Here is a 15,147-nt window from a genome sequence, read left to right as displayed (position 1 = left end):
ATCCGAACTTAAACCTCATAGTGCGAAGATAGGCCATGAAACAGCTTAAATTGTGGGTTCTCGGACTCTCTATGGTGTTGGCAGGATGCCAGACCACTACACACTTGTCTGCTGCTCTAAAACCGCAAACAGCGGAGGCTTATGCTCGCTCTGTCGATCAGCCATTTGCACGAATTAAAAAACAGCAAAAACGTCCAGTTGTTGCGCTCGTATTGGGTAGCGGTGGAGCACGAGGTTATGCTCATATAGGCGTCATTGAGGTTTTGGAACAACATGGTATTCGACCAGATTTTATTGTAGGTACCAGTGCCGGTAGTATTGTTGGAGCACTTTATGCAAGTGGTAAAAGTCCTTCTGAATTACGTGATACTGCATTAAAAATGAAAGCTGGCGATGTGCGTGATATTAGTATCGGGCTAAAAGGTTTTTTTGATGGCAAAAAAGTAGAAAACTACGTTAACGAGCAAGTAAACAACATGCCACTCGAAAAAATGAAAATCCCAATGTATGTGGTTGCAACCGAATTAAAGCATGGCACTAAAACTGTGTTTAACTATGGTAATACTGGGCAAGCCGTAAGAGCCTCGGCTTCAATTCCAAGCATGTTTGTACCGACTAAAATCGGTAAATCTGAATATGTCGATGGTGGTTTAGTGAGCCCTGTACCTGTTGAAGTCGCACGCGATTTAGGTGCTGATGTCATTATTGCCGTTGATATTTTAGCTCAGCCTATTTATACAGAAACCTCGAATGTCTGGGGGCTGTTTAACCAGAATATTAATATTATGCAAGGTCGTCTAGCAGCAGAGGAATTACAATATGCGGATGTTGTTATTCAACCAGATTTAAGAGAAAAAGCCCATATTTTTGATGTGAAAGGCCGTGAAGCTACTATGAAATCCGGTATAGATGCAGCTAATGCAAAACTTTCTGATATTCAATTTGCAATTGATGAAAAAATAGCTGAACAAAATCTATCTACGGATGGTTTGAGCGCACAAACCCAATAATTTAACGTTAATCTTTTGAAAATTAAATAAAAAGCCTCAGCAGGGCTTTTTTTTATGCGAGTTTAAATCCTTAATTTTTGGAATAAAAATTTTTGTATATTAGGTACATGTTGGATATGCTGAAAACTCTGATGACCAATATAAAATATTGATGTCATTTTTAAAAAATAATTGATTTGTAATGTATTGAGGCTGACTAGATAAATGATACAGCAACAGGTTAAAAATGGGTTTCCAACATTAGATGATGTTCATGCTGCCGCAGAGCGTTTGGAAGGTTTAGTCGTAAAAACTCCTTTTGTTTTCTCAGAAACCATTTCTAAAACCTTAGGGGCTGAAATGTGGCTGAAATTTGAAAACTTACAATTTACAGCTTCTTTTAAAGAGCGTGGGGCACTGAATAAACTGTTGTGTTTATCTGACCAAGAAAAACAACATGGTGTTATTGCAGCTTCGGCAGGCAATCATGCGCAAGGCGTAGCGTATCATGCTCAGCGCACAGGGGTAACAGCGACCATCGTGATGCCGAAATCTACACCTAATGTAAAAGTACAGCGAGTGCGTGAATATGGGGCACGAGTGATTTTACATGGACATGATTTTTCTGAAGCTGCTGCTGAAATGCACCGCGTTGCACAAGAAGAATCTTTAACGATTATCCATCCATTTGATGATGCAGAAATTATTGCAGGTCAAGGAACCATTGCGCTTGAAATGCTTGCAGCTGTACCTGACCTAGACATTTTAGTTGTGCCAATTGGAGGGGGCGGCCTAATTTCAGGTATTGCGATTGCTGCCAAAGCCATAAATCCAAAGATTAAAATTATTGGGGTGCAATCAGTTGTATACCCAAGTATGGCAAAACTACTGTGCAATTATCAGCATGCCGTTTCAATGGGCTCTACAGTTGCAGAAGGTATTGCGGTAAAAACTCCGGGTGAGCTTACAACCCAAGTTGCTAAAGAATATGTCGACGATATTGTGGTTGTCACTGAAGACATGATTGAAGAGGCAATTGCACTCTTACTTAATATTGAGAAAACAGTATGTGAAGGGGCTGGTGCGACTGGTATTGCTGCGATTATGTCTCGTCCAGATCTATTTTTAGGCCATAAATTAGGTGTAGTGCTGTCTGGTGGCAATATTGATACACGCGTTATGGTTTCAGTATTACAACGTCATTTAACGCGTACAGGGCGTATGGTTCGTATTCGTGTTGAATTACCAGATAATCCGGGTGCTTTAGCTCGTTTAACCGCAATTATTGCTGAGCAAGGCGGTAATATTTATGAACTACGCCATGAGCGCTTTGCGGCAACAAGCCGTGCAAAAGAAAGTGCCGTGAGTGTTGACGTTGAGCTTAAAAGCGCCTCAGACCTAGATTTGCTCATTCAGGCAATGCAATTGGAAGGTTATATTGTTCGTAAAGAAGAGATTTAATCTCTGATATTGCTGTGTTATAAAAGCCGTATATGGCTCTATTAAGGGTCATATGCAACGCAATTTAAATGGATTAAATTGCTCAAAAGGGATGAATTTACAAAAAAACGATCAAATCCTTCAATGAAACGAGAAAAACTGACAATTCTCTAAACTTTATCCTTCACAATTTTAAGGTTTAGGTTTTAGTATTCTCCTCATTGTAAATTTGAAGAAATATAAGGATATCCGCGCTTAATGTTCAAATCATTTTTTCCATCACCACGATATTTCTTTATATCTGCGGTTATTTGGATCGCATTAAATATGGTGCTCTGGTACTCAGGTGGAAACACATGGGGAACTTTTATCGGGTTTGCTAAGGGCTACCATGACGCACAACTACCTGTTGGTGTTAGCCGTTTTTGGTCTCCAACTTTCTTATGGTTTTACGTTTGGTTTTTAGTTTCTACAGCACTCTTTGCCGGCTTTTGGAAAATTATATCGAACAACCCATGGCAGAGTTGGTCTATATGGGGGTCGGCATTTATTTTGTTTAATATCTGGTTTGGAGTTCAGGTCAGTGTTGCGATTAATGCTTGGTATGTACCATTTTGGGATTTAATTCAAAAAATGCTTTCTGACGGAGGTGGTGACCTCTCGGCATTATATAGTGAAACCCTAGTTTTTCTTTATATTGCAATGGTTGCAGTGACTCTAGCCGTGATTAATGCTTTTTTCACAAGCCATTATGTATTTCGTTGGCGTACGGCAATGAATGAATACTATACAGAGCATTGGGAAAAGCTACGTCATGTTGAAGGTGCTTCACAGCGTGTGCAAGAAGACACCATGCGTTTTGCAACGATTATGGAAGATTTAGGTGTTGAGCTGGTAAAAGCTGTCATGATTTTAATTGCGTTTTTACCTATTTTATTTCAATTGTCTAAACATGTTCCTGTTTTACCCATCGTTGGTGAACTAGAACATTCCTTAGTATGGGCCGCAATTGTATGGGCAGCTTTTGGTACAGTTTTATTAATGGTAGTAGGTATTAAATTACCAGGACTGCAATTTAATAATCAGAAAGTAGAAGCAGCGTACCGTAAAGAACTCGTTTATGGCGAAGACCATGCAGATCGTGCAAGACCAGCTACTTTAAAAGAGCTTTTTACTAGAGTCCGTAAAAACTACTTCCGACTCTATTTTCATTATGCTTACTTTAACTTGGTCGCTACATGGTATAAGCAGTTAGATATTTTATATAGTCTGGTTGTTTTGTTCCCTGCTATTGCAAGTGGAAAAATGACTTTAGGTTTAATTAACCAAATTGGTGGTGTATTCGATAAGGTTCGTGAATCTTTCCAATATTTAATTAGTTCATGGAAAACAATTATTGAACTACTTTCAATTTATAAGCGTTTAAAAGCTTTTGAATCGATATTACATAAGTAAAAAAAGCCCGCGAAAGCGGGTTTTTTTATGAGTTTTGTTTTAATGAGTTGCGTTATAAAAATTGAGAATAGGCCCAACCAAAGACTGTTGCGATTTATCTAAGGTCACTTGAATCTCTTTATAGTTAAACGTGTCTTCGTCGTAATATTTCGCAATACCATGTGTTTTATTATTGATTTGGGGAATTTGATAACTAAAAAAAGCTATTTTCTTAGAGGGATGAACAATATTGATCAGTTTTTTAGGGTCTTTATATCCACCAAACTCATTTTCAATACTTTCTTTTAACAGTTCAGGAAAGTAGAGCGTTGCATTTGGCAATCCACATCCAACACAAAATGAAGAGTCATAAAGTTCTATCGCTTGTTTTTGATCTGGACTCATTATTAGAGCAAAACCACTACCGTTGGCACCTGCATTTGCTTGCACATCTTGCCAATTTCTAGGCACAAGCACTAACCCTGTTTCAGGTAATGCCAGAAGCTTAAGCTGCTTGGCATGTTGAGCATCAAGCTTAAAATTAAAGCGGCAATTTTTTAGTGTGCATTTTTCAAAATCTTTAAGCAAACCATCATCTGTTGGGCTCAGTGCAGTAACACCATAAAATGGGACCGTAATGCCGTTTAAAAATTTTGCTTCTCCGAGAGCGTAGAACTGGTTATCTGCTTTTCGGGTTGCAGCAGAGCTATAAAACTTTGGGAAATGAGGAGTAAAGCTTTTTACTTCGGCATGTGTAACTGAAGCTGCACTCACTAACGCGACACATAGTAAAAAATATAGTTTTTTCATTTTTAAAAAGTAATCATTTAAATTTTATATCAATCTAGCATATTCTTTTAAACTAGACGGTAACCCAAAATTTTATACTGTTTTGACTTAATAATAAAACAGATCTATAGAGACATGAAAAATGAAAAAAATGCTTTCAATCTGCTGTTTATCGGTCATTAGTTCTTATGGTTTTGCTCAAGACATAAAAGGTATTTCATTTTCACATCAAGACTGGGAAATCTCTTGCAGTAATACGGGAGCATGTAAGGCCGCAGGGTATCAAAATGAAGAAAATGGCGATAATCCAGCGTCGCTGCTATTAGTGGGTAAAGCGGGTCCCAAGCAACCTGTACAGGCTGAATTTGCTTTATCAGACTATGAGCAAAGCTTGCCTGCAAGTCAGCTTAAAAATATCCACTTTTATGTGAATGGCAAAGATTTAGGCACTGTCACTGTGGAGGGTGTCGACCTGCCATTAATGGGGAAACTGAATAACTCACAGATCAACGCTTTACTCCAGCAGTCAAAGCAGAAAACTGAAATTATATTTAAAAATGCGCAGCATGAATGGACCATTTCCGATGCAGGAATGACTGCTGTGTTGCTAAAAATGGATGATTTTCAGAAACGTATCGGAACTGTTGGTGCTTTAGTCAAAAAAGGGCCGGCTAATGAATCAAAAGTGTTGGCAGCCCAACCCAAATTAATTGTAAAGCATGTCAAAACAGCGGCTAAGCCATATTTGACGTTGCAACCAAAAAGTAAGTCGTATCAATCTGTTTATCATAGTTTAATGTCAGCTCAAACGAACCCAAAAGAAGAAGGATTTTGTGAAGGAATCTATGGTAGTAGTGATGGAGCTGAACCACAAAAAATCGAGTTGTATAAACTGACCAATAAGAAAGTTCTGGCGACCACTCTATGTTGGAGAGGTGCTTATAACGAAGGGTATGGCGCTTGGGTACTTGATGAACCTTTGACTGGTAAAGCAACATTTGTAACTGAGACAGCATCGGATTTTGATAGTGGCATTATTAGTAGTGCTCAAAAGGGAAGAGGTGTTGGAGATTGCTGGGCGACTGAGGAATGGGTGTGGGATGGTCAAAAATTTGTACATACGAAGGATATGTGGACAGGCATGTGCAAAGGCTTGGCAGCAGGGGGCGTGTGGGAGCTTGATAAAATTGAGTCTATTGTCAAATAGCTTAGTGTTCGACTAAAAATATTTTTAGGAAAAGAATAAATGATTAAAAGGAAAATAGAGATAGCTTTCTTGGTTGTAGCTGGAATGTTTGCTTGTTTTGCCAATCCTGCTTTTGCTGCACCTTTAGATATTTTAGAGTTTAAAAAAGATCAATTGCCCCAAACTGAACAGAAACAACTATGTGAGCAAATAAGAGATTTATGTCTGCAAGGCGTGCAATGGCGTAGCCTAAAAACTCCAGACCAGAATTTATGGATATTATCGAGTCGTAATGATATCGCACAGTTTAAACCTACATCTACTGGTTTTAAATTGGTCAGGAAATGGAATATTGTGACAATAGCAAGCGAAGATGATCTTCATAAACAATATATATTTCCCAAGCTTTTTCCACTCACTCAACAGCGTTATGCAATTGCAATAATTGATCAGTTTTCTGAAATGTATTCAGGAGGTGGTGCAAATATTGAACGGGCTAGCTTTTATGAGTTACAGGAATCAGGCAATGAACGTCCCTTTATTAAAAATTATCCATTTAGTTTTAGTCGGATGATCAGAGCCTGTTTTTCTGAGCAAGACTATGAAAGTTCCAAAGGGAATTGTCATGATGAGGATTCTTTAAGTCTGGATATTCGTCCAATCAAACCGTTATTGTGGCAATTTCGCTATCGTTATAGTTTAGGTGTATCACCTGCATCAGATTCAGGTGAGAAATCATATAAGGGCAGTAGAAACTTAAATATTGACTTAAATAAAGCACCAGAACAACCGAGCATTCCTGAAACATGGAATTATGCCGGAATGGGTTAAGGATTAAATCAGTTGATAAATTTGAAGAAGTAGACGATTTACAGAGTCATAACAGGTAACACCACTCGCTCTGTGATACAAAGAACAGATTGTTTATTGGAGCTAGACCTATGTCACGTCATGTTTATGCGATTGCCCGCCGTAAGTTTTCACATTTGAGCCGTTCAGTTTGTATGGCTGTTGCTGTACTAGGTACAACACAAATTGCGATGGCTGGCCCAACGGTCGATCAGTTGAGTGACTGTTTAGTTAAGGCCACAACCACTTCAGACAAGACCACTGTACTTCAATGGACATTTACGGCGTTAGCTGCCCATCCAGACTTAAAAGCATTTAGTAATGTAACACCTGAGCAAAAAGATCAGTTAGACCAAAAACTGGCACAGGTTTTACAACGTATAATCGTAGAGCAATGTTCTACCCAAACCAAAGCTGTGATTCAAGCGGAAGGCGTTAAGGCTGTTGGAGAGGCTTTTCAGCAGTTAGGTCAAAGCGCGGGTGAAGATATTGTTAAAGACCCAGCAGTTAAACAGCAGTTGCAGGGTACATTACGCTATATCGATTTAAATAAACTAGTAACGACGTTTTTAACGCCAGAGATTTGGAATAAGTTGGGAATCACGAGATAGTAATTTAGTTTTCTGTTTCTCAAATAAATGAATGTAACCTGCTATTAGATGAAATTGGTCTATAACTAATAGCAGGTTTTATTTTTAATGGCTTTAATGGCAAGGCCTGCTTAAATACTAATCGTCGCACCTAAAACTTTCACAAACTGAGCTAACCAAGCAGGATGTGCAGGCCAAGCTGGTGCAGTCACCAAATGTCCATCTGTAACAGCTTCGGTCACAGCAATATCTACATATTGTCCCCCAGCTAATTTTACTTCGGCAGCACATGCAGGGTAAGCAGAACACAAGCGGTCTTTTAGTACATCTGCCGCAGCAAGTAACTGAGCGCCGTGACATACCGCTGCAATTGGTTTTTTCACTCTATCGAACTCACGCACAATTTCGATAACACGTTCATTCATGCGTAAATATTCTGGTGCACGACCACCCGGAATGACTAAGCCTACATAGTCTTCAGTATTAACCGCCTCAAAATCATAGTTAATGGCAAAGTTGTGTCCACGTTTTTCGCTATAGGTTTGGTCACCTTCAAAGTCATGAATAGCAGTAGCAATATGGTCGCCGTTCTTTTTATTTGGGCAAACAGCATGCACGGTATAACCTAAACCAGTTAAGAACTGAAATGGAACCATCGTTTCATAGTCTTCAGCATAGTCACCGACTAACATTAAAATCTTTTTAGACATGATTTATCTCTCTTTTTAAAATATTAAGTTATCTAAATTCTTAATTTAAATTAGCACAGTCACTGTGTCATTTTTTAGAAAAAAGTGCATTCTTTAGTTGAAGGATATTTCATAAGTGATCTAAAAAAGCCCCGATAAATCGAGACTGCTTAAACTTCCTTAGGTCTTTTCTTATAACTGGCAAGCTTTACCCTGATATTCATAACGGTTTACGACGTATTCTTGACCATTCCATCGATAAATAGCAAAACAAAAACCTGGGCCTCCATTGTCAATATCAGGCCAGCCATCTTTACCTTTGGTTTTCAAAAAGGTGGGTATGCCAGAGTTACTAAATAATTGTTTCCATTTCCCGTCTTTTTGCTGTGAAACGATATAGTAGCCAACACCCGTATTGCCATAACACATACTGCTACTATCTTGAATGACGGCATCTTTACGCCCATCACTATTCAAATCTTTATAAATGATAATTTCACCGATATCACAATTGCCTTCCCACACATGTTTTGTTTTTGCAAAGCCTGCTGCTTTAAAAATAGGTGCTACCTCGCTCTTTGGAACTTGAGCAGCTTGAGCAAAAATTGTCGAGTTTATTAACAATAAAGAAGTCGTAATAAGTAATCTATTTGTCATGGTTAACCTGTTGAGTATAGTTTTAGCTTAAAAATTTATTGTGGATTCATTAAGTTTATAAAATAGATAAAAACCCGCTCTAAAGCGGGTTTTCTTTTGAAGTGAGATCAGTTTAACCAATCAATTTTTTCATTAATTCATTTACTTGAGCAGGGTTGGCTTTACCCTTAGATGCTTTCATGACTTGACCTACAAGACCGTTAAAGGCTTTTTCCTTACCAGACTTGTATTCTTCAACCATTTTTTCATTGGCTGCAAGCACTTCTTTAATGATTGCTTCAATTGCCCCAGTGTCAGTTTCTTGCTTTAAGCCTTTTTCCGCAATAATGTCATCGGCAGATTTACCTTCTGATTCCCACATAAAGCCAAAGACTTGTTTCGCAATCTTACCGCTAATAGTGTTGTCAATAATACGTGCAATCATGCCGCCAAGCTGTTCAGCAGAAACAGGAGAGTCAGCCAAATCTAGGTTTGCTTTGTTTAACGCGCCTGAGAATTCGCCCATCACCCAGTTTGCAGATACTTTACCTTGGGCAGCACCGCCCGCAGCAGCCACAACAGCCTCATAGAAGTCTGCCATTTCGCGTGAGAGCGTAAGTACATGTGCATCGTACTCAGTTACACCAAAGTCTGCGATAAAGCGTGCACGGCGTGCAGCAGGTAGCTCTGGAAGCGCAGCACGAGCAGCTTCAATTTGCTCATCTGCAATAATCACTGGTAACAAGTCTGGATCTGGGAAGTAGCGGTAGTCATTCGCTTCTTCTTTAGAACGCATTGAACGCGTTTCCATTTTGTTTGGATCGAACAAACGTGTTTCTTGGTCGATGCTTCCGCCGTATTCCAAAATTTCCATTTGGCGTTCAATTTCAACATTGATCGCTTGCTCGATGAAACGGAATGAGTTGAGGTTTTTTAACTCACAGCGTGTACCAAATGGCTGTCCTGGACGACGTAAAGACACGTTACAGTCTGCACGGAATGAACCTTCAGCCATGTTACCGTCGGAAATACCTAACCAACGCACAAGTGTATGAATTGATTTGATATATGCCACAGCTTCTTCAACTGAACGCATATCTGGTTCAGACACGATTTCAAGCAACGGTGTACCAGCACGGTTTAAGTCAATGCCAGACATGCCTTCAAATTGGTCATGAATAGATTTACCTGCATCTTCTTCAAGGTGAGCACGAGTTACACCAATACGTTTAGTCGTGCCATCTTCAAGTTGGATATCAATGTGGCCTAAGCCGACAATTGGATTGTCCATCTGGCTGATCTGGTAGCCTTTTGGCGAGTCAGGGTAGAAGTAGTTTTTACGAGCAAATACAGATGCTTGATCGATGTAGGCATCAATACCCAAGCCAAAGCGAATCGCAAGATCAACCACTTTTTCATTGAGAACAGGTAAAACACCTGGCATTGCCAAGTCTACAAGGCTTGCTTGTGTATTCGGGTCTTGACCAAATTCAGTCGATGAACCAGAGAAAATTTTAGAATTGGTTGCAAGCTGAGTGTGAATCTCGATACCAATAACGACTTCCCAACCGTCAATCAATTTCAACTTTTGAGCTTCAGCCATTATGCATTCTCCTCAGCAATTGCTGCACGTTTGGTATGCCAGTCAGTGTTTTGTTGGTATTGATGAACAATTGACAGCAATTGTGATTCTGACCAGTAGTTGCCAATCAATTGTAAGCCGACAGGCAAGCTGTCTTTGTCAAAACCAACAGGAGCATTAATCGCTGGTAAGCCTGCTAAGTTCACTGCAAGTGTATAGATATCGCCTAAATACATTTCAGTTGGACTTAAGTTTGCACCAATTTTATAAGCAGTCGTTGGTGCAGACGGTGCAGCGATCACATCCACATTTTCAAATGCTTTTAAGAAGTCTTGTTGAATTAAACGACGTACTTTTTGTGCTTTCACATAGTAAGCATCGTAATAACCCGCAGAAAGCGCATAGGTACCAATTAAGATACGACGTTGAACTTCTGGACCAAAACCTTCTGAACGTGAACGCTTGTAAAGATCCATTAAGTCAGCTGGGTTTTCACAGCGGTGGCCGTAACGAACACCATCATAACGAGACAAATTAGAAGATGCCTCTGCTGGCGCGATGAGGTAATACGTTGGTACATAAGCTTCAGTCATATTGAGATCAATCTCAACAAGTGTTGCACCCATTTCTTCAAGCTTTTTCAAAGACTCTTTAACACGAGCTTTTACGTCAGCATCTAGGCCAACCACGTTGAAGTACTGTTTAGGAATACCAATGCGTAAGCCTTTTAGAGATGTATTGCTTAAGTTTGCCACGTAGTCATCGACTTCTTTTTTAACAGAAGTTGAGTCTTTCGCATCGTGACCTGCAATTACATTCATGAGGTAAGCACAGTCTTCAGCAGAACGTGCCATTGGACCTGCTTGGTCTAAAGATGATGCATAGGCAATAATACCGAAACGAGACACACGGCCATATGTTGGTTTTAAGCCTGTTAAGCCACAGAAAGAGGCAGGTTGGCGAATTGAACCACCAGTATCAGTACCAGTAGCAAAAGGCGCTAAATCAGCCGCTACAGCCGCAGCAGAGCCACCAGATGAACCACCAGGAACATGATCAAGTGCCCATGGGTTGCTGGTTGCACCAACATACGAGCTTTCAGAAGTTGAGCCCATTGCAAACTCGTCCATGTTCACTTTACCTAAAGTGACTAGACCAGCAGCTTTAGTTTTTTCCACAACAGTTGCATCGTAAGGAGAGATGAAGTTGTCTAGAATTTTTGAACCAGCAGTTGTTTTAATACCTTTGGTACAAAAGATATCTTTATGAGCAAGAGGAATACCCGTTAGAGCAGTTGCATTACCTGCTTTTAATGCAGCATCGGCAGCGTCTGCTTCTGCAAGCGCTTGTTCAGGTGTAACCGTCACGTAGCTTTTAACTTGTGAGTCGATTTTAGCAATACGTTGCAAATAATGTTCAGTCAGTTCGCGAGATGAAAACTTCGCTTGGCTTAAGCCCTCAGCAAGTTCACGAATTGATAAGCGATGTAAATCAGTCATGAGTAAAATTTCTTTACATTCAAAATAGGGAAGATGGGTTAATTGAGTAAAAGTTATTCAATCACGCGAGGAACAAGATACAAACCATCTTGAGTTGCGGGTGCAACTGCTTGGTACTCATCTCGATGATTGCTTTCAGTTACCACATCAGCACGTAAAGGTTGAGGATTATCAAAAGGACTCTTTAAAGGTTCTACGCCTTCAGTATCAATGCCTTTTAAGGTTTCCATCATGCCTAAAATTTTATTTAGACTTTGAGCATATTCAGCAGATTGCGTATCATTGAGCGACAATCGAGCAAGATTGGCGATTGCTGAAACTGTTTGTGCATTTAAATCTGCTGAATGCTGTGCATCCGATGTAGACATAACATCACCTAATCAGTATTAAAAATTTTCAAAATATCGTGCGTTATAATAAGCGATTGACTTGTTCAAATCATCACATTTAGTTTAAAGTTGCCACCTTGCATCCACATGAAAGTTTAACTGAGAACGAACCGTGATTCTAAAACGACTAATTGGCTTGTTTTCGCCGGATCTAGCCATTGATTTAGGTACAGCAAATACACTTATTTATGCACCAGGCCGCGGCATTATATTAAATGAACCAACAGTTGTGGCAATTCGTCACAGTGGTTCACAAAAAATTGTTGCTGCAGTAGGGCTGGACGCGAAACAAATGTTAGGCCGTACACCTGCGAATATTTCTGCAATTCGTCCAATGAAAGACGGTGTAATTGCGGATTTTGAAGTGACTGAAACCATGTTAAATCAGTTTATTGGTAAAGTTCACGAAAAACGTTTGTTCCCACCTGCACCTCGTGTGGTTGTATGTGTACCATGTAAATCAACTTTGGTCGAGCGTCGTGCGATTCGTGAAGCTGTATTTAATGCTGGTGCACGTGATGTTCGTCTTATTGAAGAGCCTATGGCTGCTGCAATTGGCGCAGGCATGCCAGTTGAACAGGCGTGTGGTTCTATGGTTGTGGATGTTGGTGGTGGTACAACAGAAATTGCAATTATTTCATTGCAAGGTTGTGTCTATGCTGACTCATTACGCATCGGTGGTGATGTTTTTGATGAGCAAATTATCAATTATGTTCGTAAAGCTCACGGTTGTGTAATTGGTGAAACCACAGCAGAAATTATTAAAAAAGAAGTAGGTATGGCTGTTTCTGATGGTACAACATTAGAAATCGAAGTACGTGGGCGTAACCTTGCAGAAGGTGTACCTCGTGCGATTACTGTAACTTCTGACGAAATTACTCAAGCAATCTCGGATCCGTTACAAAACATTGTAAGCGCAGTGAAATCAGCACTTGAGCAAACTCCTCCAGAGCTTTCTTCTGATATTGCCGAGCGCGGTATTGTGTTGACAGGCGGTGGTGCGTTACTTCGTAACCTCGATAAATTGTTAGCTCAAGAAACTGGTTTACCAGTTATGGTTGCTGAAGATCCTCTTACTTGTGTTACCCGTGGTGGTGGTAAAGTATTGGAATTCTTTGACAATCCGAACCATGACATGCTTTTTGTTGGTTAAGTTTAAGGATTAGGCGGTGCAACCGAATATTTTTTCAAGACAGCCGCCATCTTTCCGCTCGTTCGTTATTGCGGTCATTACATGCTTGGTTGTGCTATTTTTTGATTGGCGCATGCCGTATGTGATTCAGCCAGCAAGGGATGTCTTGTACGCTGCATATAACCCAATTTATGCATTGGCCAGTTATCCAGTACTGTCAAGAGAATGGCTGAATCAACAAACAAAATCTGAAGCACAACTGCGTCGTGAAAATACTGCGATGCAGGCTGAGCTTTTACAAGCTCAAGTCCGCTTACAGAAGCTTTCTGAACTATCTGCTGAAAACACCCGTTTGCGAGGTCTTCTTGATACTCCATTAATTATTGATGGACGTATGGAGATTGCAGAAGTGATTGGGACAGATGCAGACCCATTGCGTCATATCATCATTGTTAACCGTGGCTCTATGGACCATTTAAAGGTCGGTCAAACGGTTCTGGATGATAAGGGGATTATGGGGCAGATCATTAATGTATACCCTCATAGCTCACGTGTAATGTTGTTATCAGATAAAGAACATTCACTTTCGGTACGTCTTGAACGCACTGGAATGCGGGCGATTGTTTCTGGTACAGGTGATTTGGGTCGTTTGAAAATGGAATATGTGCCGACTAGTGCGAATATTCAAGTGGGCGATAAAGTGTTTAGCTCAGGTTTGGGCGAACATTTCCCAGCAGGGTACGCAGTAGGTACAGTTGCCAAAATCAAACGTCATAACTCAGGTGAGTTTGCGGAAATTGATGTAACACCAGCAGCGCAATTAGCAACAGGACACCATGTAGTTGTACTTTTTTCGGATTCATTAGCAAAGGAGCAGCCATATGCCAATCGCTAAACTGAAACGAGAAAAGCGCAAAGATCCATTATGGGGGATTATTATCTCCGTTATCGTGGGTTCTGTGCTCATGGTTTACCCGCTGTCCTACGATATTTCAGGTTGGCGCCCATTATTCATGTTGATGATTATGCTGTTTTGGGTGGTATGTCAGCCAACGTGGTGTGGGGTCTGGTTTGCATTTGGAATGGGGATTTTTACAGACTTATTGCTTGATGCACCTTTGGGCCTCAATGCCCTAAGTTTTGTAATTATGACTTTTCTTACTCGTTTTTTAATTCGTGAACGCCGTATCTTAACCTTTGGTAATTTATGGACGATTGCAACTCTGGTCATTATTGCTCATTTAGCGTTTATGTGGGTAACCCAGACCATGGGTGGAATTCATTTTTCGATTGCTAGACACTGGCAACCATTAATGACAAGTATCATCACTTGGCCAATCGTCTATTATTGTTTGGCAAAATGGCGAATATAGTTTTAGCATCTAGCTCTCCTCGTCGGAAGGAGTTGTTGCAACAACTGGGTTTGGATTTTGAAATCTATAGCCCTGATATTGACGAATCTGTTCATGAGAATGAACTCGTTCATCAGTATGTTGAACGTTTAGCTAGAGAAAAAGCGCAAACTGTATTAAAAAATTTTCCAGAAGCAATTGTTATTGCTGCTGATACAAGTCTAGGGCTGGATGGCCAAATAATTGGTAAGCCTGAATCGAAAAGCCATGCTTTTGACATATGGAAACAATTATCTGGGCGTTGGCATGACGTGTTTTCTGGAATATGTGTTGCTACTCAACAACAAATGTTGAGTCAGGTTGTACAGACACAAGTTGAGTTCCAACATCTGACTACGCAAGATATGGAAGATTATTGGACCACAGGAGAGCCTGTTGGGAAGGCCGGTGGATATGCAATTCAAGGGATTGCTTCTCAATATATTCCCCAAATTCAAGGAAGTTATAGTAATGTGGTAGGACTTCCTTTATACGAATTTGCACAGTTATTAAAAAGAGTAAAGACATAAGGGGTTGTTATCATTCTTAATT

Annotated in this window: 16 protein-coding genes; 10 read left to right on the top strand and 6 right to left on the bottom strand. The window is 40.1% G+C overall.

Annotated features, from left to right (window positions below):
- Positions 1–35: 35 nt before the first annotated feature.
- From HL290_RS14000 to sbmA, 3 genes are all read left to right on the top strand, one after another.
- Positions 36–1,010: a patatin-like phospholipase family protein gene (locus tag HL290_RS14000; protein WP_003655311.1), complete on the top strand. Its 975-nt coding sequence runs from the start codon at positions 36–38 to the stop codon at positions 1,008–1,010.
- Positions 1,011–1,214: 204 nt separating this feature from the next.
- The gene (locus HL290_RS13995) at positions 1,215–2,450 is read left to right on the top strand and encodes a threonine ammonia-lyase (protein ID WP_004639034.1); all 1,236 of its coding nucleotides are present in this window, start codon (positions 1,215–1,217) and stop codon (positions 2,448–2,450) included.
- Between the two features lie 237 nt (positions 2,451–2,687).
- On the top strand, positions 2,688–3,884 hold the full coding sequence (sbmA, locus tag HL290_RS13990) for a peptide antibiotic transporter SbmA (protein WP_198496792.1): 1,197 nt from the start codon (positions 2,688–2,690) through the stop codon (positions 3,882–3,884).
- A gap of 39 nt (positions 3,885–3,923) precedes the next feature.
- On the opposite strand, the gene HL290_RS13985 is transcribed toward sbmA, so the two are convergent.
- The gene (locus HL290_RS13985; RefSeq protein ID WP_198496791.1) at positions 3,924–4,673 is read right to left on the bottom strand and encodes a DUF4850 domain-containing protein; all 750 of its coding nucleotides are present in this window, start codon (positions 4,671–4,673) and stop codon (positions 3,924–3,926) included.
- Between the two features lie 121 nt (positions 4,674–4,794).
- On the opposite strand from HL290_RS13985, the gene HL290_RS13980 reads away from it, so the two are divergent.
- From HL290_RS13980 to HL290_RS13970, 3 genes are all read left to right on the top strand, one after another.
- A complete protein-coding gene (locus tag HL290_RS13980) occupies positions 4,795–5,859 on the top strand; it encodes a DUF1176 domain-containing protein (protein WP_198496790.1) in 1,065 nt (354 codons plus the stop codon).
- 39 nt (positions 5,860–5,898) lie between these two features.
- A complete protein-coding gene (locus HL290_RS13975; protein WP_198496789.1) occupies positions 5,899–6,669 on the top strand; it encodes a hypothetical protein in 771 nt (256 codons plus the stop codon).
- A gap of 110 nt (positions 6,670–6,779) precedes the next feature.
- Positions 6,780–7,298 carry a hypothetical protein gene (locus tag HL290_RS13970; RefSeq protein ID WP_005049977.1) on the top strand — a complete coding sequence of 173 codons (519 nt, stop codon included), beginning with the start codon at positions 6,780–6,782 and terminating at the stop codon, positions 7,296–7,298.
- Positions 7,299–7,408: 110 nt separating this feature from the next.
- Here HL290_RS13970 and HL290_RS13965 read toward each other — a convergent pair whose 3' ends face one another.
- From HL290_RS13965 to gatC, 5 genes are all read right to left on the bottom strand, one after another.
- Positions 7,409–7,987 carry a DJ-1/PfpI family protein gene (locus HL290_RS13965; RefSeq protein ID WP_198496788.1) on the bottom strand — a complete coding sequence of 193 codons (579 nt, stop codon included), beginning with the start codon at positions 7,985–7,987 and terminating at the stop codon, positions 7,409–7,411.
- A gap of 171 nt (positions 7,988–8,158) precedes the next feature.
- The gene (locus HL290_RS13960) at positions 8,159–8,623 is read right to left on the bottom strand and encodes a hypothetical protein (RefSeq protein WP_198496787.1); all 465 of its coding nucleotides are present in this window, start codon (positions 8,621–8,623) and stop codon (positions 8,159–8,161) included.
- 112 nt (positions 8,624–8,735) lie between these two features.
- Positions 8,736–10,205, bottom strand: a complete 1,470-nt coding sequence (gene gatB, locus HL290_RS13955) for an Asp-tRNA(Asn)/Glu-tRNA(Gln) amidotransferase subunit GatB (protein WP_017392507.1) — start codon at positions 10,203–10,205, stop codon at positions 8,736–8,738.
- Positions 10,205–11,683, bottom strand: coding sequence for an Asp-tRNA(Asn)/Glu-tRNA(Gln) amidotransferase subunit GatA (gatA, locus tag HL290_RS13950; protein ID WP_198496786.1), 1,479 nt, complete (start codon positions 11,681–11,683; stop codon positions 10,205–10,207). The genes gatB and gatA overlap by 1 nt, the downstream gene beginning before the upstream one ends.
- Positions 11,684–11,736: 53 nt before the next feature.
- Positions 11,737–12,051: an Asp-tRNA(Asn)/Glu-tRNA(Gln) amidotransferase subunit GatC gene (gatC, locus tag HL290_RS13945; RefSeq protein WP_000107699.1), complete on the bottom strand. Its 315-nt coding sequence runs from the start codon at positions 12,049–12,051 to the stop codon at positions 11,737–11,739.
- A gap of 133 nt (positions 12,052–12,184) precedes the next feature.
- Here gatC and HL290_RS13940 point away from each other — a divergent pair, with 133 nt between their 5' ends.
- Genes HL290_RS13940 through HL290_RS13925 form a run of 4 tightly spaced genes read left to right on the top strand, consistent with a single transcriptional unit; the run spans position 12,185 to position 15,125 of the window.
- Positions 12,185–13,225: a rod shape-determining protein gene (locus HL290_RS13940; RefSeq protein ID WP_003655325.1), complete on the top strand. Its 1,041-nt coding sequence runs from the start codon at positions 12,185–12,187 to the stop codon at positions 13,223–13,225.
- Positions 13,226–13,241: 16 nt separating this feature from the next.
- Positions 13,242–14,099 (top strand): rod shape-determining protein MreC, encoded by an 858-nt coding sequence (gene mreC / locus HL290_RS13935; protein ID WP_003655326.1) that lies wholly within the window; start codon positions 13,242–13,244, stop codon positions 14,097–14,099.
- Complete coding sequence (gene mreD / locus HL290_RS13930) at positions 14,086–14,577, top strand: rod shape-determining protein MreD (RefSeq protein ID WP_003655328.1); 492 nt, start codon at positions 14,086–14,088, stop codon at positions 14,575–14,577. Before mreC ends, mreD begins: the two co-directional genes overlap by 14 nt.
- The gene (locus tag HL290_RS13925; protein WP_198496785.1) at positions 14,565–15,125 is read left to right on the top strand and encodes a Maf-like protein; all 561 of its coding nucleotides are present in this window, start codon (positions 14,565–14,567) and stop codon (positions 15,123–15,125) included. The genes mreD and HL290_RS13925 overlap by 13 nt, the downstream gene beginning before the upstream one ends.
- The last annotated feature ends 22 nt before the right edge of the window (positions 15,126–15,147 follow it).

It is taken from the genome of Acinetobacter sp. AC1-2 (genome assembly GCF_016124155.1).
Lineage (GTDB): Bacteria > Pseudomonadota > Gammaproteobacteria > Pseudomonadales > Moraxellaceae > Acinetobacter > Acinetobacter calcoaceticus.
The sequence above is the reverse complement of the archived record's forward strand: the minus strand, read 5'-3'. Positions and strand labels throughout refer to the sequence as shown.